At 34.1% G+C, this 20,926-nt stretch carries 20 protein-coding genes and 1 tRNA gene; 15 read left to right on the top strand and 6 right to left on the bottom strand.

Annotated features, from left to right (window positions below):
- The first annotated feature begins 155 nt into the window (after positions 1 to 155).
- The 3 genes from metH (at position 156) to ACE3PD_RS08090 (ending at position 4,701) form a co-directional block, all read left to right on the top strand.
- A complete protein-coding gene (metH, locus tag ACE3PD_RS08080; protein WP_374401299.1) occupies positions 156 to 2,831 on the top strand; it encodes a methionine synthase in 2,676 nt (891 codons plus the stop codon).
- A gap of 63 nt (positions 2,832 to 2,894) precedes the next feature.
- Positions 2,895 to 3,851: a methylenetetrahydrofolate reductase [NAD(P)H] gene (gene metF / locus ACE3PD_RS08085; RefSeq protein WP_374401301.1), complete on the top strand. Its 957-nt coding sequence runs from the start codon at positions 2,895 to 2,897 to the stop codon at positions 3,849 to 3,851.
- 460 nt (positions 3,852 to 4,311) lie between these two features.
- Positions 4,312 to 4,701, top strand: a complete 390-nt coding sequence (locus ACE3PD_RS08090) for a hypothetical protein (protein WP_374401304.1) — start codon at positions 4,312 to 4,314, stop codon at positions 4,699 to 4,701.
- Positions 4,702 to 4,752: 51 nt separating this feature from the next.
- On the opposite strand, the gene gldA is transcribed toward ACE3PD_RS08090, so the two are convergent.
- Positions 4,753 to 5,655: a gliding motility-associated ABC transporter ATP-binding subunit GldA gene (gene gldA / locus ACE3PD_RS08095; protein ID WP_374401306.1), complete on the bottom strand. Its 903-nt coding sequence runs from the start codon at positions 5,653 to 5,655 to the stop codon at positions 4,753 to 4,755.
- 265 nt (positions 5,656 to 5,920) lie between these two features.
- Here gldA and ACE3PD_RS08100 point away from each other — a divergent pair, with 265 nt between their 5' ends.
- From ACE3PD_RS08100 to aroA, 7 genes are all read left to right on the top strand, one after another.
- A complete protein-coding gene (locus ACE3PD_RS08100; RefSeq protein WP_374401308.1) occupies positions 5,921 to 6,748 on the top strand; it encodes a prephenate dehydratase in 828 nt (275 codons plus the stop codon).
- Between the two features lie 42 nt (positions 6,749 to 6,790).
- Positions 6,791 to 7,873: a chorismate mutase gene (locus tag ACE3PD_RS08105; RefSeq protein WP_374401310.1), complete on the top strand. Its 1,083-nt coding sequence runs from the start codon at positions 6,791 to 6,793 to the stop codon at positions 7,871 to 7,873.
- Positions 7,874 to 7,959: 86 nt separating this feature from the next.
- Complete coding sequence (gene rsgA / locus ACE3PD_RS08110) at positions 7,960 to 8,940, top strand: ribosome small subunit-dependent GTPase A (RefSeq protein ID WP_374401312.1); 981 nt, start codon at positions 7,960 to 7,962, stop codon at positions 8,938 to 8,940.
- Positions 8,941 to 8,969: 29 nt separating this feature from the next.
- On the top strand, positions 8,970 to 9,422 hold the full coding sequence (gene dtd / locus ACE3PD_RS08115; protein WP_374401314.1) for a D-aminoacyl-tRNA deacylase: 453 nt from the start codon (positions 8,970 to 8,972) through the stop codon (positions 9,420 to 9,422).
- Positions 9,423 to 9,749 carry a nucleotide pyrophosphohydrolase gene (locus ACE3PD_RS08120; RefSeq protein WP_133610418.1) on the top strand — a complete coding sequence of 109 codons (327 nt, stop codon included), beginning with the start codon at positions 9,423 to 9,425 and terminating at the stop codon, positions 9,747 to 9,749.
- A 1-nt stretch (position 9,750) separates the two neighbouring features.
- Positions 9,751 to 10,077, top strand: a complete 327-nt coding sequence (locus ACE3PD_RS08125; protein WP_374401317.1) for a multidrug efflux SMR transporter — start codon at positions 9,751 to 9,753, stop codon at positions 10,075 to 10,077.
- On the top strand, positions 10,077 to 11,330 hold the full coding sequence (gene aroA, locus ACE3PD_RS08130) for a 3-phosphoshikimate 1-carboxyvinyltransferase (protein ID WP_374401319.1): 1,254 nt from the start codon (positions 10,077 to 10,079) through the stop codon (positions 11,328 to 11,330). The genes ACE3PD_RS08125 and aroA overlap by 1 nt, the downstream gene beginning before the upstream one ends.
- Positions 11,331 to 11,338: 8 nt before the next feature.
- Here aroA and ACE3PD_RS08135 read toward each other — a convergent pair.
- Positions 11,339 to 11,412, bottom strand: a tRNA-Pro gene (locus ACE3PD_RS08135).
- A 155-nt stretch (positions 11,413 to 11,567) separates the two neighbouring features.
- On the opposite strand from ACE3PD_RS08135, the gene queA reads away from it, so the two are divergent.
- The 4 genes from queA to ACE3PD_RS08155 all read left to right on the top strand — a co-directional run bounded on the left by queA (position 11,568) and on the right by ACE3PD_RS08155 (position 15,804).
- Positions 11,568 to 12,617: a tRNA preQ1(34) S-adenosylmethionine ribosyltransferase-isomerase QueA gene (gene queA / locus ACE3PD_RS08140; RefSeq protein ID WP_374401321.1), complete on the top strand. Its 1,050-nt coding sequence runs from the start codon at positions 11,568 to 11,570 to the stop codon at positions 12,615 to 12,617.
- Positions 12,618 to 12,723: 106 nt separating this feature from the next.
- Positions 12,724 to 14,007, top strand: coding sequence for a kynureninase (gene kynU, locus ACE3PD_RS08145; protein ID WP_374401323.1), 1,284 nt, complete (start codon positions 12,724 to 12,726; stop codon positions 14,005 to 14,007).
- Positions 14,008 to 14,081: 74 nt separating this feature from the next.
- On the top strand, positions 14,082 to 15,158 hold the full coding sequence (locus ACE3PD_RS08150; protein WP_291283909.1) for an agmatinase family protein: 1,077 nt from the start codon (positions 14,082 to 14,084) through the stop codon (positions 15,156 to 15,158).
- A gap of 70 nt (positions 15,159 to 15,228) precedes the next feature.
- Positions 15,229 to 15,804, top strand: a complete 576-nt coding sequence (locus tag ACE3PD_RS08155) for an NUMOD4 domain-containing protein (RefSeq protein WP_374401325.1) — start codon at positions 15,229 to 15,231, stop codon at positions 15,802 to 15,804.
- Positions 15,805 to 15,827: 23 nt separating this feature from the next.
- Here the strand turns inward: ACE3PD_RS08155 and ACE3PD_RS08160 are convergent, their stop codons facing one another.
- From ACE3PD_RS08160 to ACE3PD_RS08175, 4 genes are read right to left on the bottom strand one after another with little or no spacing between them, the layout of a single operon-like run.
- Complete coding sequence (locus ACE3PD_RS08160) at positions 15,828 to 17,360, bottom strand: cryptochrome/photolyase family protein (protein ID WP_374401327.1); 1,533 nt, start codon at positions 17,358 to 17,360, stop codon at positions 15,828 to 15,830.
- On the bottom strand, positions 17,361 to 18,653 hold the full coding sequence (locus ACE3PD_RS08165; protein WP_374401329.1) for a DASH family cryptochrome: 1,293 nt from the start codon (positions 18,651 to 18,653) through the stop codon (positions 17,361 to 17,363).
- A gap of 1 nt (position 18,654) precedes the next feature.
- A complete protein-coding gene (locus tag ACE3PD_RS08170) occupies positions 18,655 to 18,795 on the bottom strand; it encodes a DUF2256 domain-containing protein (RefSeq protein ID WP_374401332.1) in 141 nt (46 codons plus the stop codon).
- Positions 18,795 to 19,430 carry a flavin reductase family protein gene (locus ACE3PD_RS08175; RefSeq protein ID WP_374401334.1) on the bottom strand — a complete coding sequence of 212 codons (636 nt, stop codon included), beginning with the start codon at positions 19,428 to 19,430 and terminating at the stop codon, positions 18,795 to 18,797. Before ACE3PD_RS08175 ends, ACE3PD_RS08170 begins: the two co-directional genes overlap by 1 nt.
- Before the next feature lie 149 nt (positions 19,431 to 19,579).
- Here ACE3PD_RS08175 and ACE3PD_RS08180 point away from each other — a divergent pair, with 149 nt between their 5' ends.
- Entirely contained in the window at positions 19,580 to 20,920 is a 1,341-nt protein-coding gene (locus tag ACE3PD_RS08180) for an FAD-dependent oxidoreductase (RefSeq protein ID WP_374401336.1), read from the top strand.
- The last annotated feature ends 6 nt before the right edge of the window (positions 20,921 to 20,926 follow it).

A 20,926-nucleotide genomic window follows, 5' to 3' on the forward strand; every position in this document is an offset into this window, starting at 1 on the left:
GAAATCCGTGGCAAAAAATAGAACAATGAAAAACAATACCATAAAAATACAATTCGAAACATTTTTACAGTCGCAACGATGTTGGGTTTGCCAATACGTGAGCAACAGTAAATCTTTTTGGAAGGATGTTGCGAAACATTATAAAAGAATAAGTAATGAGTTATAATTCCGATAAATATTTAAAATTATCAGGTTTAGAACCTTTGATTGTAACTCCAGAAACCAATTTTGTAAACGTTGGAGAACGAACAAACGTAACCGGTTCTAGGAAATTTCTTCGTTTAATTAAAGAAGAAAAGTACGATGAAGCTTTAGAAATTGCACGTGCACAGGTAGAAGGTGGCGCGCAAATCATCGATGTCAACATGGATGAAGGAATGTTGGATGGCGTTTATGCGATGACCAAATTCCTAAATCTAATCGCGGCTGAACCCGATATTGCGCGAGTTCCTGTTATGATAGATTCTTCAAAATGGGAAATCATCGAAGCGGGTTTAAAGGTCATTCAAGGGAAAGGCGTGGTGAATTCGATTTCGTTAAAAGAAGGAGAAGCTACTTTTATTCATCATGCCAAATTAATCAAACGCTATGGAGCCGCTGTAATCGTTATGGCTTTTGATGAAAAAGGTCAAGCTGATACTTACGAAAGACGTATCGAAATCTGTAAAAGAAGTTACGATATTTTGGTAAACCAAGTTGGTTTTCCTGTCGAAGACATCATTTTTGATCCCAATATTTTTCCAGTCGCAACCGGAATGGAAGAGCACAAACTAAATGCTTTAGATTTCTTCCGAGCAACCAAATGGATTCGCGAAAATCTTCCGTATGCAAATGTTTCGGGCGGAGTTAGTAATGTGTCTTTTTCTTTCCGTGGCAACGATAAAGTGCGTGAAGCCATGCATTCGGCATTCTTATATCATGCCATTCAAAACGGAATGACGATGGGAATTGTAAATCCGGAAATGTTGGAGATTTATGATGAAATCGATAAAAATCTTTTAGAACATGTTGAAGATGTTTTATTAAATAGAAGAGAAGATGCTACAGAGCGTTTACTAGATTTAGCCGAAAGTTTCAAAGGTGGTGTGAAATCGAATGAAAAAGCTATTGCTGAGTGGCGAAATGGTTCCGTTCAAGAGCGATTGACGCATTCATTAGTAAAAGGAATTGACGAGTTTATCGAGATTGATATCGAAGAAGCGCGTCAGTTAGCTAAAAAACCCATCGAAGTTATCGAAATCAATTTGATGGCTGGAATGAACGTGGTGGGTGATTTGTTTGGTTCGGGAAAAATGTTTTTGCCGCAAGTAGTAAAATCAGCACGTGTGATGAAAAAAGCTGTTGCTTATCTGCTTCCTTATATTGAAGCTTCAAAAGATGGTTCTGCTTCGTCAAGTGCTGGGAAAGTATTGATGGCAACGGTAAAGGGTGATGTACATGATATTGGTAAAAACATTGTTTCAGTAGTTTTAGCCTGTAATAATTTCGAAATCATTGATTTAGGTGTGATGGTTCCGCCAGAAAAAATTATTGAAGTTGCTGTTAAGGAAAATGTTGATATTATTGGTTTGAGTGGTTTGATTACACCTTCATTGGATGAAATGGTGTATTTGGCCAAAGAAATGGATAAATTGAATATCAAAATCCCCGTAATGATTGGTGGTGCGACAACTTCACGTGCACATACGGCTGTAAAAATTGCTCCAGAATATAAAGAAACCGTGGTTCATGTGAACGATGCTTCTCGAGCAGTAACAGTTGCAACCAATTTATTACAACCCGATACTAAAACTACCTATGCAAAATCACTTCGTGAAGAATATGACTCACTTCGAGAAGGTTATTTGAACAGAAGTCGTGAGAAAAATTTCTTATCAATTGAAGAAGCGCGTAAAAATAAATTAAAAATCGATTGGGATAATTACGAACCTGTAAAACCTAATTTCATCGGAACAAAAACCGTTGAAGTTGCACTTTCAGAATTAGTAGATTTTATCGATTGGACACCGTTTTTTCAGTCATGGGAATTGTATGGGAAATTTCCAGCAATTTTAACGGATGAAATTGTAGGTGAACAGGCGACTCATTTGTTTGAAGATGCACAAAAAATGCTTTCTCAAATTGTTTCAGAAAATTGGTTCACCACAAAAGGAATTTTAGGAATTTTTCCAGCGAATACTATTAATGATGATGATATTGAGGTTATTGCTTCAAGCGAAGTTGAGAAGTTTCTAACTTTAAGACAACAGTCTCAAAAAACAGTCGGAGCTCCAAATGTCGCATTAGCGGATTTTATTGCGCCAAAAGAAATTGGCAAACAAGATTACATCGGATGTTTCTGTGTTACCACAGGTTTTGGAGTTGACGAAAAAGCTTCGGAATTCGAAAAGCAATTAGACGATTATAATTCCATTTTGGTAAAAGCGTTAGGTGATAGATTAGCAGAAGCTTTTGCAGAATATTTGCATTTAAAAGTCCGTAAAGAAATTTGGGGTTACGCTTCCGATGAGGTTTTGTCAAATGATGAGTTAATTAAAGAAAAATACAAAGGAATTCGTCCTGCTCCAGGTTATCCCGCTTGTCCTGACCATTTAGAAAAACCAACAATTTGGAAATTATTAAATGTGGAACAAGAAATAGGAGTAAAGTTAACCGAAAGTATGGCGATGTGGCCAGCGGCTTCGGTTTCGGGCTATTATTTTGCCAATCCAGAAAGTAAATATTTTGGTTTAGGAAAAATTAAAAAAGACCAATTAGAAGATTACGCCAAAAGAAGAAATATAAGTGTAGAATTAGCTGAAAAATGGCTGTCACCAAACTTAGCAGATTAAATATTTGTTTCAAGTTGCTCAACTAACCTGAAACCTGAAACTTGAAACCTGAAACTAAAAGACATGAAAGTAACTGAACATATACAAAATGCCAATGGAAAACCTTTGTTCTCCTTCGAAATTTTACCGCCTTTAAAAGGACAAAACATTCAATCTATTTTTGATAGCATTGATCCATTGATGGAATTTAATCCGCCATTTATTGATGTAACCTACCATCGTGAGGAATATGAATTCAAAGAGCTAGAAAATGGCTTACTTCAGAAAAAAGTGGTTAAAAAACGTCCGGGAACGGTTGGGATTTGTGCTGGAATTCAGAATAGATATCAAGTAGATGCTATTCCTCATATTTTGTGTGGTGGTTTTACCAAAGAAGACACAGAGAATTTATTAATTGATTTAGATTTCTTAGGAATTGACAATGTCGTAGCACTTCGTGGCGATGCGGTTAAAAGCGAAATTTACTTCAAACCTGAAAAAGAAGGTCATGCTTATGCTTCCGAATTAGTAACGCAAATAAGCAACTTAAATAAAGGAATTTATTTAGATGAAGATTTGCAAAATTCCACCAAAACCGATTTTTGCATTGGAGTTGCTGGTTATCCAGAAAAACATATGGAAGCTCCAAGTTTAGATAGCGATATTCATTTCGTAAAGCAAAAAATTAAAAACGGAGCCGATTATATTATTACCCAAATGTTTTTTGATAATAAAAAGTTCTTCGATTTTGTAGCCAAATGCAGAGCGGCTGGAATTACAGTTCCAATTATTCCGGGATTAAAACCTATCGCAACTAAAAAACAATTGAATTTAATTCCACATCGATTTAGTTTAGAGTTACCCGATGATTTAATCATGGAAGTAGTTAAAGCAAAAGATAATGAAGCAGTAAAACAAATTGGAATTGAATGGTGTATACAACAAAGTAAGGAATTGGTAGCAGCAGGAATTCCAGTTTTACATTACTATTCTATGGGAAAAGCCGAAAATGTAAAAGCAATAGCAAAAGAAATTTTTTAAAACTCTTTTTAATAATTTGAATCTCCTAAGTATTTTATATTTAGGAGATTTTTTTTTAAAACCAGGCCAGATTTTTTTTTGTAAATGAAGTTAACGTAGAAGAAACTATTGATTAATAAATTGTAACCAACAGGATTTCAGTTTAATAAATTGTTATTTCAGATGTAATTATTTTTTCAAATCAAATAAAATTATAATTTTACCGATGAAAAGCATATAAATTCGATTAAAAACAAAATTTTTTTAAAAAAGTGCATTTTTTCGAATATTTCTGTATTTCGTCGATTTTCAGGTTTTTAATTTCATTTCTTCTGATATTAAATGATAAAAATTAAATATAATTCATTAAAAATGTTAAATATATATATTGTGTTCTGATTAAAACAGGTGTGATTGCTAAATATATATTTTTTTATTCAAAAAAAGATTCGTAAATTTATAATAACAAAAAACTAAACCCATGAAAAAAATTATCTGTTCATTCGTAATTTTATTCATTTCCCAGTTAACCTTCGCAAATGAATTGGATTCTATCTTAACAAAGGCTAGATCACTTACCGAGAAGAAAAATTATACTGAAGCAATTAAAGAGTATGAAAATTACATCAAATTGTCGAAAGGTGAAAATTTAAAAGACGTGTATATAGAAGTGGCAAACTGTTACTTTTATCAGAATAAAAAAGAGGTTGCCGTAAAATACATCAAAGAGGCCATTACCAAATATGGTTTTACGGAAGAAGATTTCATTTACAATTCGTTGTTGAATGAAAATTTGTCGAGTTACGCACTTTCTGTGGTTTACGATGATTACGACAAACTCAGACAAAAGTATTTGGTAACTTTAAATTAGTGTTACAATACTTTTAAAATCTCCTTACAGTTTAGTTGTAAGGAGATTTTTTTATTTTCTAGTTGTTTTCTCTCTAAAAATTTGTTCCAAGTTTTTACTTTTCAACACAATTTGTAATGTTCTCAAATGGTTCGCTTGGGCAAAATCAAATAGCGCTGGTCGCATATCTGTTGCTGTGGTAAAACTAAGCTCCCAAACTAAATTATGCGAATTTTTTGCTGATTTTAAATTTGGTAAAGCAGCAAAATCAGATTCAGAAACCTTTTTGTCAAATTCTACTTCAATAATTTGTTCGGCTTCTTCAGCCACTAAATTGTTTAATTTTTTATCTGTAACGATTTTACCTTTATCGATAATGATAATTCTATCGCAAATCGCTTCCACTTCTTGCATAATGTGCGTCGATAGAAAAACCGTTTTGTCTTTTCCAATGTTTTTAATCAAATCACGAATCTCAACTAATTGATTTGGGTCCAAACCTGTGGTTGGTTCGTCTAAAATCATTACATCTGGATTGTGTAATAAAGCTGTTGCTAATCCTACACGTTGGCGGTAACCTTTTGATAATTCTCCGATTTTCTTATGACTTTCTGGCGTTAATCCTGTTAAAACAATTACTTCGTCAATTCTTGATTTTGCAACTTTATGTAAATCGGCATTAAAAGCCAAATATTCTCTCACATATAAATCTAAATACAACGGATTGTGTTCTGGTAAATACCCAACTGATTTTTGTACTTCTTTTTGTGCCGAAGTTACATCGTGTTCGTTTACAACGGCAGTTCCGCTATCTGCCGTTAAGTAAGTTGTCAAAATTTTCATTAAAGTGGATTTTCCGGCACCATTTGGACCTAAAAAACCTACAATTTCTCCTTTTTTTACTGAAAAACTAATATTGTCTAACGCTTTTTGGTCTCCGTAATTTTTTGAAATATTTTGAACTTCTATCGACATATGATGTAAATTTTAGCAAAAGTAACTTTTTTTAAAAGAACTCAAATTTATTTAAAAAAGTATTTTGTTTTCATTTTTTTATTACTTTAGCAGAATCAAATAACAAAGAGCACAATGCTTAACAATAGCACATTTTTTTATAACCATTCTTTTTATTTCTTCTGGAGACAGTTAAGGGATTGTTGTGCTATTATATAAATCAAAGAAATTTATTTTATAAACATACAATCCCGATGCAAATCGGGATTTTTTTTTGCTCAAAAATATGGGAATTAAAGTCGCAATTCAGGGAATTCAAGGGTCGTTTCATCACCAAGTAGCACATCGATATTTTGGTGAAGCAATTGGTTTGGATGAATGTGCCACATTTAGAGATGTAGCCAATAGTTTGAAAAACAACCAGTCGGACAAAGCAATTATGGCGATTGAGAATTCGATTGCGGGCGCTATTTTGCCTAATTATGCCTTAATTGATTCAAATGATTTGCACATTATTGGTGAATATTTTTTGGATATTCACATGAATTTGATGGTGTTGCCAGGTCAAAAAATTGAAGATATCAAAGAAGTGCATTCGCATCCAATAGCTTTGTTGCAATGTGCCAATTTCTTTAGTCAATATCCGCATATTAAGTTGGTAGAAAGTTCGGATACCGCGATCACGGCTAAACGAATTCAGGAAAACCAATTAAAAGGAATTGGAGCTTTAGCTGGACCAGTGGCTTCCGAAATTTACAATTTGGAAATTATTGCCGACGGAATTCACACCGTAAAAAGCAATAAAACGCGTTTTGTGGTTTTAAAAGCATCGAACAAAGAAATTCCAAAAGAACTCATCAATAAAGCATCGATAAAATTTGAATTAGATGATACGCCGGGTTCCTTGGCAACAGTTTTAAATGTGTTGAATAATTGTAAATTGAATCTAACAAAAATTCAATCGCTACCTATAATCGAAAAGCCTTTTACGTATGCTTTTTTTGTAGATGTAGTTTTTGAAAAATACAAGCATTTTGAAAAAGCGAAAAAAGTAATGGAAATCATGACAACGCATTTCAAGGTTTTGGGTGAATATGAAAGAAGTAAACAATAATAATTTAAGAATAAGTAGTAATTTTACAGTGAAAATATGGTTATGGAAAATAAAAAAGAATTACGCACTTGGTTAGATGATTTTCAATTAAATCATCCACTAGTAATTGCAGGACCTTGTAGTGCAGAAACCGAAGATCAAGTTTTAAAAATAGCTCATGAATTAAAGAAGTCCGATGTATCCATTTTCCGTGCGGGAATTTGGAAACCTCGTACTCGTCCAGGTGGATTTGAAGGTGTGGGCGAAATCGGATTGAAATGGTTGCAAAAAGCCAAAGCAGAAACCGGTTTGTTAATGGCAACAGAAGTCGCTACGGCAGCTCACGTAAAATTAGCATTGGAACACGATATTGATGTATTATGGATTGGCGCCAGAACTACCGTAAATCCTTTCGCCGTTCAAGAAATTGCAGATGCTTTGCAAGGAACAGATAAAATCGTTTTATTAAAAAACCCAGTAAATCCCGATTTATCTTTATGGATTGGCGGTTTAGAGCGATTATATAATGCGAACATAAAGAAATTAGGTGTTATTCACAGAGGATTTTCTACTTACGAAAAAACAAAATACCGTAATAATCCTGAATGGCAAATTGCAATCGATTTACAAAATCGTTTCCCAGATTTACCTTTGATTTGTGATCCTTCACACATTACAGGAAAGCGCGATATGATTCAAGAAGTATCGCAACAAGCTTTAGATTTGAATTACGACGGATTAATTATCGAAACCCATATCGACCCAGATAACGCTTGGAGTGATGCTGCTCAACAAGTAACTCCAGCTACATTAAAACAAATGTTCATCAATTTGCGCGTTAGAAAAGTAACGGATGATGAAAGCGAATACAACCAAAAAATGGCAAAACTCCGTATGCAAATTGATGAATTTGATGGGAAATTGTTGGAAATCTTGGGTAACCGAATGAAAGTTGCAGATAAAATAGGATTGTTGAAGAAAGAGAAAAACGTAGCTATTTTACAAAACCAGCGTTGGAACGAAATCTTAGGAAAAATGATTTTGGAAGGAGAAGAAAAGGGATTAAGTAACGAATTTGTAATGCATTTGTTTAAGGCGATACATCAAGAAAGTATAACTCATCAAGAAAAAGTGATAAATAAATAATTTTATATAGAAACACTATCTTTGCTACAATTAACGAAGTAGATTTAGAAAATTTCTAACTTCTGACTTCTAACTTCAAACTTTTAATGACAGGAATCGTATATAAATCTACTGGAAGCTGGTACACCATTAAAACTGAAAATGGTGATTTTTTGGAGTGCCGTATAAAAGGTAAATTTAGAATGAAAGGTATCAAAAGTACCAATCCTATTGCGGTGGGTGATGTAGTAGATTACGATATTGAAAACACTACAGATGAAACTACGGGAGTTATTACGGCAATTCATGATAGAAAAAATTATATCGTAAGAAAATCGGTGAATTTATCGCATCAAATGCACATTATTGCGGCTAATATTGATGTGGTTTTTTTATTGGTTACGATTAATAATCCTCCAACAACCACAAGTTTTATCGACCGATTTTTAGTTACTGCCGAAGCTTACGGAATTGAAGCTGTTATCGTGTTTAATAAAATTGATACGTTTGATGATGCTACTTTAGACGAACAATTGTATTTACAACATGTATATTCGTCAATCGGTTACAAATGTTTGCGTGTTTCCGCTAAAGATGGAAAAGGAATTGATGAATTGAAAGCCTTAATGAAAGATAAAGTTTCGATGTTCTCGGGGCATTCAGGCGTAGGGAAATCAACTTTGGTAAATACTTTAGAACCGTCATTAAATTTAAAAACCAAGCAAATTTCGGAATCTCATTCGCAAGGAAAACATACAACAACGTTTGCCGAAATGTTTGATTTATCTTTTGGAGCTAAAATTATCGATACGCCTGGTATTCGTGGTTTTGGTATTGTGGACATGGATAAACAAGAAATCGGAGATTATTTTCCTGAATTTTTTGCTTTGAAAGATCAATGTAAGTTTAACAACTGTTTGCATAAAGATGAACCGCATTGTGCAATAAAAAAAGCTTTAGAAAATGATGAAATTTCGTGGTCCCGCTATAAAAGTTATACCCAAATTTTAGAAGGCGACGAAGAACAATATCGCGCTGATATTTATGATGCAGAAAGAAGAGCCAGTGATGAAACTAGAAAATCGTAGAGAAGTAATTTATTTTAGGATAATTAATAATGAAAGCAGTAATTCAACGAGTTTCCCAATCTTTTGTAACAATAGATGCCGAAATAGTAGCAGAAATTCAGAAAGGGCTTTTGGTTTTAGTAGGGATTGAAGATTCTGATAGTCAAGAGGATATTAGCTGGTTAACCTCTAAAATAGCCAATCTTCGCATATTTCCTGATGAAAATGAAGTGATGAATTTGTCATTAAAAGACATCAATGGAGAGATGATTGTAGTTTCGCAATTCACATTACATGCGGCTACAAAAAAAGGAAATCGACCAAGTTATATAAAAGCCTCAAAACCTGAAATTGCCATTCCGCTTTACGAATCTTTCGTAAAACAAATGGAAATTGAATTGGGTAAAAAAGTTCAAACAGGACAATTTGGAGCAGATATGAAAGTTGGTTTGGTTAATGACGGACCTGTGACGATAATAATTGATACAAAAAATAAAGAATAAATGAACCTAAAAAACTCCCAACAAGAAGTAGATAATTGGATTAAAGAACATGGAGTTCGTTACTTCAATGAGTTAACTAATATGGCCCAACTTACCGAAGAAGTAGGAGAGGTTGCCCGAATTATTGCTCGTCGTTATGGCGAACAATCAGAAAAAGAATCGGATAAAAACAAAGACTTAGGCGAAGAACTTGCCGATGTAGTTTTTGTAGTTTTGTGTTTAGCCAACCAAACAGGAGTTGATTTACAAGCCGCTTTTGATAAAAAAATGGATTTAAAAACCAAACGTGATCACGACCGTCATCACAATAATGATAAACTGAAATAAATTGAACTGGATTTTATTAATAATAGCAGGATTATTCGAAGTAGGTTTTGCCACTTGTCTCGGAAAAGCAAAAGAATCAACAGGAAGTGCTTCCTTGCTTTGGTATGGAGGTTTTTTGGTGTGTCTTTCCATCAGTATGATATTATTAGTAAAAGCCACCAAAGAATTACCCATTGGAACCGCTTATGCCGTTTGGACAGGAATTGGTGCTGTAGGAAGTGTTTTAGTGGGAATCATTGTTTTTAAAGAACCGGTGACTTTTTGGCGCGTGTTTTTTATTAGCACATTAATTTTATCCATAGTTGGACTAAAAATGGTTACAAAATAATGAATTTACGTATAGAAAAGTCAAAAGTTAACAATCAACAATCTAGAATTGGAATCACTGGTAGTAAATCGGAGACTAATAGACTGTTGTTGTTAAAGGCTTTATATCCAAATCTAAATATTGAAAACACTTCTAATTCAGATGATTCTGAAGTAATGCAAAAAGCATTAGCTGTCACCCATCACCCATCACCCATCACCGATGTAATAGACGTTCACCACGCCGGAACCGCCATGCGTTTTCTTACTGCTTTTTTTGCTATTCAAGAAGGAAAAGAAGTAGTTTTAACAGGTTCTTCAAGAATGAAAGAGCGTCCGATAAAAATTTTAGTTGAGGCTTTAAATGAATTAGGAACCGAAATTACTTATGAAGAAAACGAAGGTTTTCCGCCAATAAAAATCAAAGGGAAGAAGTTAACTCAAAATAAAGTTTCGCTTCCTGCGAATGTGAGTAGTCAATATATTTCAGCTTTGTTGTTAATTGCGCCTAAATTAGAAAATGGTTTAGAGTTAACACTGGAAGGAGAAATTACTTCAGTTCCTTACATTAAAATGACTTTAGCGTTATTGAATGAAATAGGAGTGACGACTTCATTTGAAAATAACATAATCAAAGTCACCCATCATCCATCACCCATCATCCATCACCCAATAACAGTTGAATCTGATTGGAGTTCTGCATCGTACTGGTATTCCATTGTTGCTCTATCAGAAATTGGTACACAAATTTCACTTTCAAGTTACAAAGAAAATAGTTTACAAGGCGATAGCACTTTGGTTGATATTTATAAAGATTTTGGTGTAGAAACTATTTTTAATAATGATAATTCGATTACGATTTCTAAAACAAAAAATTGTCAATTGTCAATTGTCAATTACCAATTAAATAATTGTCCTGATATTGCCCAAACCATTGCTGTAACTTGTTTTGGATTAGGAATGGGTTGTCATTTAACGAGATTACACACCTTAAAAATAAAAGAAACAGATAGATTAGAAGCATTAAAAACTGAGTTAACAAAGTTAGGAGCGAAAGTTTCAGTTACTAATGACAGTTTGACTTTGGAGAAATCAAATAGCATTAATGAAAATATTGTAATTGCTACCTATCAAGATCACAGAATGGCTATGGCTTTTGCTCCTTTAGCTTTGAAAGTTCCAATACAAATTAATGAAGCTGAAGTGGTTTCTAAATCTTATCCCGATTTTTGGGAAGATTTGAAAAAAGTGGGATTTTCAATAAAAGAGTTATAAAAGAAAAGTCGGGATGACTGGATTCGAACCAGCGACCCCTAGCACCCCATGCTAGTACGCTACCAGGCTGCGCTACATCCCGAAACTGCCACAAAAATAATAACTTTAATTAGATTTGTAAAAAATAAACATCAATTTACTTGACAACCCCTATTTTCAGATTGTATATTTGCAGCCTTGTTTGGGAGTTTAACATCTCTTTAAACTTTTAAACTATAAACTTTTAAACTTAAAAGAATGAAATTATCTCATTTCAATTTCAATTTACCAGAAGAATTATTAGCTGAATTTCCTGCTGAAAACAGAGATGAATCTCGTTTAATGGTAGTTAATAGAAAAACAGGAACTATTGAACACAAATTATTTAAAGACGTTATCGATTACTTCGATGACGGAGATGTAATGGTGTTAAACAATACGAAAGTTTTTCCAGCACGTTTATATGGAAATAAAGAAAAAACTGGTGCTCGTATTGAAGTTTTCTTATTAAGAGAATTAAATGCAGAACAACGTTTGTGGGATGTTTTAGTAGATCCAGCACGTAAAATTCGTATCGGAAACAAATTGTATTTTGGTGATGACGATTCGTTAGTAGCTGAAGTAATTGATAATACCACTTCTCGTGGAAGAACATTACGTTTCTTATACGATGGTTCTTACGAAGAATTCAGAGAAAAATTAGTAGAACTTGGTGAAACTCCAATACCTAAATACATCAATCGTGAGGTAACTCCAGAAGACGCGGAGCGTTACCAAACGATTTATGCAAAAGAAGAAGGTGCTGTTGCAGCTCCAACTGCAGGTTTACACTTTTCTAAGCATTTATTAAAGCGTTTAGAAATTAAAGGTGTTGACTTTGCAGAAGTAACTTTACACGTTGGTTTAGGAACTTTTAATCCAGTTGAGGTAGAAGATTTATCGAAGCACAAAATGGATTCAGAAGAAATGATTATTAAGCAAGAAGCTTGTGATATCGTTAATAATGCAAAAGCCAAAAAGAAAAAAGTATGTTGTGTAGGAACAACTTCTATGAGAGCTATGGAAAGTTCTGTTTCTTCTCAAAGAACGTTAAATCCTTACACAGGTTGGACAAATAAATTTATTTATCCTCCATACGATTTTAGTCTTGCAGATTGCATGATTACTAATTTTCATACACCAAAATCAACTTTATTAATGATGATTTCTGCTTTTTGTGGTCACGATTTAATGAAGAAAGCTTACGAAGAAGCAATTAAAGAAAAATATCGTTTTTACTCTTACGGAGATGCGATGTTAATCATATAATTTTAAGAATCTCAATCGAAAGGTTGAGATTTATTATTTAAACAGGTTTCGCTTTTTGTTGCTTTGAAACTTTTACCTAATTTTACCCTTCAAACAAAACAACCCAATGACATTTATAAATACTCGCGAATTTGCACAAAGTTTAGACGCTCAAGACGAATTAAGAAAATACAGAGATGAATTTCATTTTCCGCATGTAAACGGAAAACAAGTAATTTATTTTACAGGAAATTCTTTAGGATTACAACCAAAAAGAACCAAAACTTACGTTGATGAAGTAATGGCAGATTGGGCAAATTTAGCAGTAGAAGGTCATTTTTATGCTGATAAACCTTGGTGGGATTATCAAGAACGTTTTGCAGTTCCTTTGAGTGATATTGTAGGAGCAAAACCTACAGAAGTGGGTGTGATGAATACATTAACAGTGAATTTACATTTGTTAATGGTGTCTTTTTACAATCCAACACCGCAGAAATACAAAATCATTTGTGAGGAAAAGGCGTTTCCAAGCGACCAATACATGTTTCAAAGTCAAGTAAAATTTCATGGTTTTGATCCAAAAGATGCAATCGTTGAAATCAAACGTAGAGAAGGAGAAGCCAATATTCGATTAGAAGATGTATTAGCTAAAATTGATGAGGTAGGAAATGAATTAGCTTTGGTTTTAATCGGCGGTGTAAATTATTATACGGGACAAGTGTTTGATATGAAAACCATCACGGCAACTGGGCAAAAACACGGAGCTTATGTGGGGTGGGATTTAGCGCACGCTGCTGGAAATATCAAATTAGATTTGCACGATTGGAATGTTGACTTCGCCGCTTGGTGTAGTTATAAATATATGAATTCTGGACCTGGAAATGCTTCGGGATTCTTTGTTCATGAAAAACATCATAACGATAAAGAATTAAAACGTTTTGCAGGTTGGTACGGACACAACAAAGAGCGTCGTTTTAAAATGGAACCCGATTTTGACCCTGTTCATGGAGCAGATGGTTGGCAAATTAGTAATCTTCCAATTTTATCATTAGCTCCATATTTAGCTTCGGTAGAAATGTTTGCTGAAGTTGGGATGGATAAACTAATCACAAAGCGAAATTTAATTACATCTTATTTAGAATTTATTCTTCACGAAATCGACAAAGAATTAGAGGGAGCTGATTTCGAAATTTTAACACCATCAAATCAAGAAGAACGCGGTTGTCAATTATCAGTTTACCTTCACGGACAAGGAAGAGAGTTATTTGATAGATTAATGAAAAACGGCGTAATCACCGATTGGAGAGAGCCAAACGTAATTCGTTTAGCACCAGCACCATTTTATTGTTCTTTCGAAGATATGTATGAATTTGGTCAGATATTAAAACAATTGATTTTAAATAAATTGTAAAAGCCGGACATCATGTTCGGCTTTTTTTGTTAAATAAACTATCTTTGTACAGTATAACCGAATTACATGAAATCATGACCAAAGAACAAATTTTAGAAAACTTTGATCCATCCCAACCAGGGTTGGCAGATGCTACTATTTTTGGTTTGCCTTTTTCGGCAGAGCAAAGTGAAATTATTGTAATTCCAGTGCCTTGGGAAGTTACAGTGAGTTATGGTTCTGGAGCTTCTAAAGGTCCAGATGCGGTTTTAGACGCTTCTTTTCAAGTAGATTTGAATCATCAAGAATTTCCTGAATTATGGAAATTAGGAATTTATATAGACAAACCCGCTAAAGAGTTAAAAAAGAAATCTAAAAAGTTCAAAAAACAAGCTGCTCCAATTATCAAAGCTTTAGAAAGCGGAATGATTTTAGACCATCATCCTTCATTAATGAAAGATTTAGAGGAAATCAATTATGCATGTTCTGATATGGTTGAAGCCGTTCGCGAGCAAACGCTAAATTGGATGAACAAAGGTAAAAAAGTAGTGCTTTTAGGTGGAGACCATTCAACACCGCTAGGGTATTACCAAGCTTTAGCAACCAAATACGATAACTTCGGAATCTTGCATTTAGATGCGCATATGGATTTACGAATCGCTTATGAAGGATTCACATATTCGCACGCTTCTATCATGTATAATACGTTACAAATTCCTCAAGTTTCAAAAATTGTTCAAGTAGGAATTCGCGATTTTTGTGAGCAAGAAGTGGAAGTGGCTTTGAAAGACAGAGTTTTAGTCCACACCGATAGCGATTTAAAACAAGAAGCTTTCGAAGGTAAAACGTGGCAACAACAATGCGACCAAATTATCGCTTCGTTACCAGAAAAAGTTTGTATTTCGTTTGATATTGACGGAATGTATCCTTGGTATTGTCCAAATACAGGAACTCCAGTTCCGGGTGGATTTTCATTTGAGCAAGCTGCTTATTTGTTCAGTCGTTTAGCTGAAACAAATAAAGAAATTATCGGATTTGATTTAGTAGAAGTAGCTCCAGGTGATGACGATTGGGATGGGAATGTTGGAGCAAGAATGTTATTCCACATGTGTGGTGCTTTCGCAAAATCACAGAAAATGAATGTTGGAAATAAAATCAAGTTTAACAAATAATTTATATCTTGCATTAAATCAGACGAAAGTCTTAAATAGTTCGCCCCTTAATTTATTTAAAGACAAAAAAATGAGTCATTTTGTAATTGAACAATGGAGAGAATATCCAATTGAAGTTCCCGGTAAGGTTAGATATGCTGTTTCTAATTATGGTAGACTTAAAAGTTTTACCGATATAATTGAAAACGGTAAAATTCTAAAAGGTGCTCCTACAGAAGGTTTTCTATTTTTACGTTATGTGAGATCGGTTAACGGGAAAAAAAGTTATTATTCTCATGCCATTCATAAAATGGTGGCGGAGCTTTTTATTCCAAGAGAAAGTGAAGACCAAGAATATGTTTTGCATCTTGATTATGATAAAATGAACAATCAGTTGTACAATTTAAAATGGGCAACTTACAATGAGATGCGCGCACACGGTCATAAAAGTCCAGCTGTAAAAGCGGCATTTAAAAAGTTTCAAGAAGATAACATTAAACGCGATGGTAGAAAATTAACCTCTACTCAAGTAATGCGAATAAAGTTAAAAATGAAGCGACAAGGTGAAAAGTTCAGCGTTAGAAAAACCGCTAAAGAATTTAACGTTTCCGAAATGCAAATTTACCGCATAAAATGGGGTGAAAATTGGGGACATATACAGGTTTAAACCGAAGCATTGCTTCGGTTTTTTTATAAGTTATTGATATCCTCCAAAATCGAAATCGCTTTTTCTTTCGTTGCTACTAATTCTTCAGGTTTCATTATTCTGAGTAAGGCTAACATCATGCTCATTCTTTGATTGTTGGCAAAGTGCTGTTTTTTCTCATCTAAAAAATGCCAATACAAACTATTAAACGGACATGCTTTTTCGCCCAATTTCTCTTTTACGTTGTAATGACAACTGCCACAATAATTGCTCATTTTATTAATATAACTTCCCGAAGAAACATAAGGTTTGGTTGCCACAATGCCGCCATCCGCATATTGACTCATTCCACGTGTATTAGGCATTTCTACCCATTCAATCGCATCGATGTAAACGCCTAAATACCAAGCGTCAACTTCGTCGGGATGTAGTTGTGCCAGCAAAGAAAAATTACCAATGACCATCAATCGCTGAATATGATGTGCGTAGGCTTCCGATAAACTTTGAGAAATCGAATGTTGCATGCATTTCATTTTGGTTTTTCCGGTCCAAAAGAATTCAGGTAGTGGATTGTAGTTTTCTAAGGCGTTCATTTGGGCATAATCGGGCATTTCTTTCCAATAAATTCCTCTGACATATTCACGCCAACCAATAATTTGTCGCACAAAACCTTCTACTTGCGCCAATTCAATCGTTTCTTGATTTTGATAATAATACGAAACCACAGCATCCACCACTTCTTTCGGACTTATCATTTTGGAATTCATCGCAAAAGACAAACGCGAGTGAAACAGAAATTTATGTCCAGAAAACAACGAATCTTGATATGTTCCAAAATGTGCTAACAAATGCTCACAGAAATAATCAATCAATTGCAAACTTTCGTTTCTTGATGTCGGCCAATTGAAATTTTCAGCATCAATACTTCCAAAAGTAGTGATGTTTTGCGCTTCAATTTCTGCAATAAGTTCACTTACATTTTTAGGAAATTCCAAAGGAAACGGAATCGGAACTTCGTTTTTATATTGATTGCGGTTGTTGTGGTCAAAATTCCATTTTCCGTTTAGCGGTTGATCGCCGACCATCAAAACATCGTGTTTTTTTCGCATCATGCGATAGAAACTTTCCATCAAAAGTTGCTTTTTCCCTTTAAAAAAATCGGCTAATTCATTTCTGGAAGTATAAAAATGTTCAGAATCAACTGCTTTTGTTGGAATGGTAAGTTTTTCGCAAATGGATTTCAGTTGTTCATCCAAACGATATTCATCAGGAAATTGGTATTCAAATTGCTCGATTGTATTCTTTTCTACCAAATCCAAAATCAATTGTTCTAAATTATGTGAATTATTGGCATCCGAAATTTTATAATAAACTACTTGATGACCTTTATTAACCAATACTTCCGAAAAATTTCGCATCGAAAGAAAAAACGCCACTACTTTTTGAATGTGATGTTTCACATAATCCGTTTCCTGACGCATTTCTGCCATTACATAAACTACATCCGGATTGACTTCATCAAACCAAGAATGTTCCGAATTGAGTTGGTCGCCCAAAAGTAATCGAAGTGTTTTCATCTAAAATAATTCTGGAATTAACCACATTTTTTGAAATTTTCCATCGCCATCATACATTTCCGCTTGACGTTTGATGTTGAATTTTCTGTCTCTTGGATCATTTCCAACACCTGCGTTATACATCCAATTTCCATAATTGCTGTGCACATCGTAATCAATCAACATACTTTCAAAATAAGCCGCCCCAATCCGCCAATCTTGTTCCCATTCTTTTGCCCAATAACTCGCTACATTTTGACGGCCGCGATTGCTCATCCAACCTGTTTTTTGCAATTCAATCATGTTGGCATTTACGAAATGTTCAGATGTCGTGCCATTTGACCATTGATGGAAAGCTTTTGTATTTTGATTCCAATGGTATTCTTTTTGCAAAATACCGTTCAATTGGAAAATTTTGTTGCCGTGTTTTAGTGAAATGTATTTGAAATAATCACGCCAAATCAACTCGAAAATCAACCAATACGTATCTTCGTTTTTGATAACCTTTTTCTCAAATTGTTGTACTTCCCAGTAAATCATACGTGCCGAAATGCTTCCATTTGCCAACCAAGCCGAAAGTTTTGAACTGTAATCTTTTCCTACTAAACCATTACGAGTTTTCTTGTAAACCGCTAGTTTTTTGGTGTCCCAAAAGTAGTCTTTGATTCTTTTTTTAGCTTGATATTCGCCACCTTTAAAAGGAAAAGCCGTTTTATTGGGTTGCTTAAACTCATCAAATCCTAAATCTTCCAAAGTTGGAATATTAGTTTTTTCTTCAATTAGATTCGAAATTGGTTTTGCGGAAATGGCAACGGTTGGTCTCACTCGAATTTTCTTTTCTAATTGTTTTCTGAATTCCGTAAAAACTTCAGGAATTTTCTCCCAATCTTCATACGGAACATCATCAGGATGAAATAAGAATTGGTCGTAATACGTTTTCCAATTCACCGCTGGAATTAAATTTCGAACTTCATTTTCTACATCTACTTCTTCCTGCGTCCATTCATTTTGACTATAAATCGTATCGATTTGATATTTTGCCGCTACTTCTGGAATTAATTGTTCAGGATAACCATAATAAACTAATAATGAGATGTTTTTCTCAGCTAAATTTTGTTGTAATTCGGTTAAAGTTTCCAGAAGAAATTGGGTTCTAAATTTTTCTGTTTTCTTAAAGCCGTATTGAGTTGTTTCGAAATGTCTCGGGTCTAAACAATAAACACCTATTACTTTTTCATTTTCTCTACAAGCATTGTACAACGAATGATTGTCAATCGTGCGTAAATCGTTTCTAAACCATACTAACCCGTTCATGCTATTTGTTTTTATTCATTCTACATTTATCACTACAATACATAACTTCTTCCCAGTTTTTCTCCCATTTTTTGCGCCACGAAAAAGGGCGTTGACAGGTTTTACATATTTTTTCAGGAAGATTTCCTTTTTTATGAGCCATTATAACATCGAAGTTGAAGGTTTATCTGGTCGCGCATAATGAAATCTATCCGATAATTTTGGAACTGCGTATCCATCTAAACCGTTTATAGCAACCACATTTCCTCGGTCTAATTGCATCCATTCGTCGTTGTGAAACAACGTGTCATCCGCATAAATGGTTTCAATCGAGGCGATAATATGAATACAATCGTTTTCTTCAATTTTGTATTCGTTCACATATTTACAAAGTAATTGTACAGGACTTCCTTTTACAAAAGGGATTTTCAAGTCGTCAATAAATTCGGGTTCTAAGTTCGTTTTGTCGAATTCTGAAATGTGTTCATCATAACTTGAAGATGTATGATGTGCGTCGGCAATCATTTCTTCCGTAATATGATTTACTGTAAAATAACCTGATTCTTTTAAGTTTTTATAAGTGTCACGCGGAACAGTTGTGGGTCTAAGTATAAATCCTAATAAAGCAGGTTCGCTTCCTAAGTGGGTTACACTACTGAAAACCGCAACATTTAAAACACCTTCCGTTGAAACTGTTCCAATTAAATTAGCCGATTTGTATCCCGTAACACAATTCACCAAGTTTAACCGGGGAACTTTTGACATTTGGGATAAATCTTCTTTTGTAATCTTTCTCATAGCAATTTTTATTCAAAGATACTTTTGTTTAACTAAAAATAAAAATAATTAAACAAAAATTAAATACAAAAGTGAAAAATCTGATAAAAGTCGGGCTTGGAAATTTATTATTCCGTATTTTTGCAGTCCAAATTTTTACAAAAGTCTTCATGCAAACGCCACAAAAAATTGCTGTTGTAGGTTCTGGATTAGTAGGAACTTTATTGGCAATCTATTTAAAAAGAGCCGGACATACAGTACATGTTTTCGACAGAAGTCCCGATATTAGAACGGTTGAGTTTTCAGGTCGTTCCATTAATTTGGTGATGTCTAATCGTGGTTGGAAAGCATTGGAAGATGTAGGTTTAGATGAGGAAATTAGAAAAATCGGAATTCCAGTAGATAAAAGAGCGATTCATTTACAAGATGGAAAGCTGAATTACCAATATTACGGAAAAGAAGGTGAAGCTATTTTTTCTCTATCAAGAGGCGTTTTGAATAGAAAAATGGTGGATTTGGCTGAAGCTGAAGGTGTAGAATTTTTCTTCGAACGTAAAATTTGGGATGTAACTTTAGCCACCGCAACTTTGTGGGAAGGCGAATCCGAACAAGGCGAGTGGACTGAGTTAAAATACGACAAAGTTTTCGGAGCCGATGGTGCTTTTTCGAGAATTAGACACCGAATGCAACGTCAATCGATGTTTGATTATTCGCAAGAGTTCATGAAAATTGGTTATAAAGAATTGCATATTCCTGCTAATGAGGATGGTTCTCCAAAAATTGATATTCATTCGTTGCACATTTGGCCAAGAGGCAATTTCATGTTGATGGGATTGGCTAATTTGGACAACTCATTTACTTGTACTTTGTTTATGCCGATTGAAGGCGAAAATTCGTTTGAATCGTTGACCAATGAAGAAAAACTAGTTTCGTTTTTTGCGACTTATTTTCCAGATACAAAAGATGTAATTCCAGATTTAGTGCGTGATTTTTTCAGAAATCCAAACAGTTATTTGGCGATTATGAAATGTTTCCCTTGGACATTTAACGATAAAATTGCTTTAATTGGCGATTCAGCGCATGCGATTGTACCTTTCTACGGTCACGGAATGAATGCAGGTTTTGAAGATATCACGATTCTGAATGAATTAATGCAACAATATGGTGATGATTGGGATCGAATTTTTAAAGCATACGAAATTTCAAGAAAGCCAAATGCTGATGCGATTGCCGAACTTTCGAGAAGAAATTTTGAAGAAATGAGTGCAAAAACCGCTGATACTAATTTCTTATTACAAAAGAAAATCGAAAAATGGTTTTCCGATAAACATCCCGAAAAATGGATGCCGTTATATAGTAGAGTAACTTTTAGTTTACAGCCTTATTCTGAAGCTATGGCGATTGGCGATTTTCAAAATGAAATCATGCAAGAAGTTTTGAAAATGGATAATATTCAAGAAAATTGGAATTCGGAAGAAGTTGAAAATAAGATTTTAGAGTTATTAAAATAGAAAAGA

Origin of the sequence: Flavobacterium sp., assembly GCF_041911335.1 — a bacterium.
GTDB lineage: Bacteria > Bacteroidota > Bacteroidia > Flavobacteriales > Flavobacteriaceae > Flavobacterium.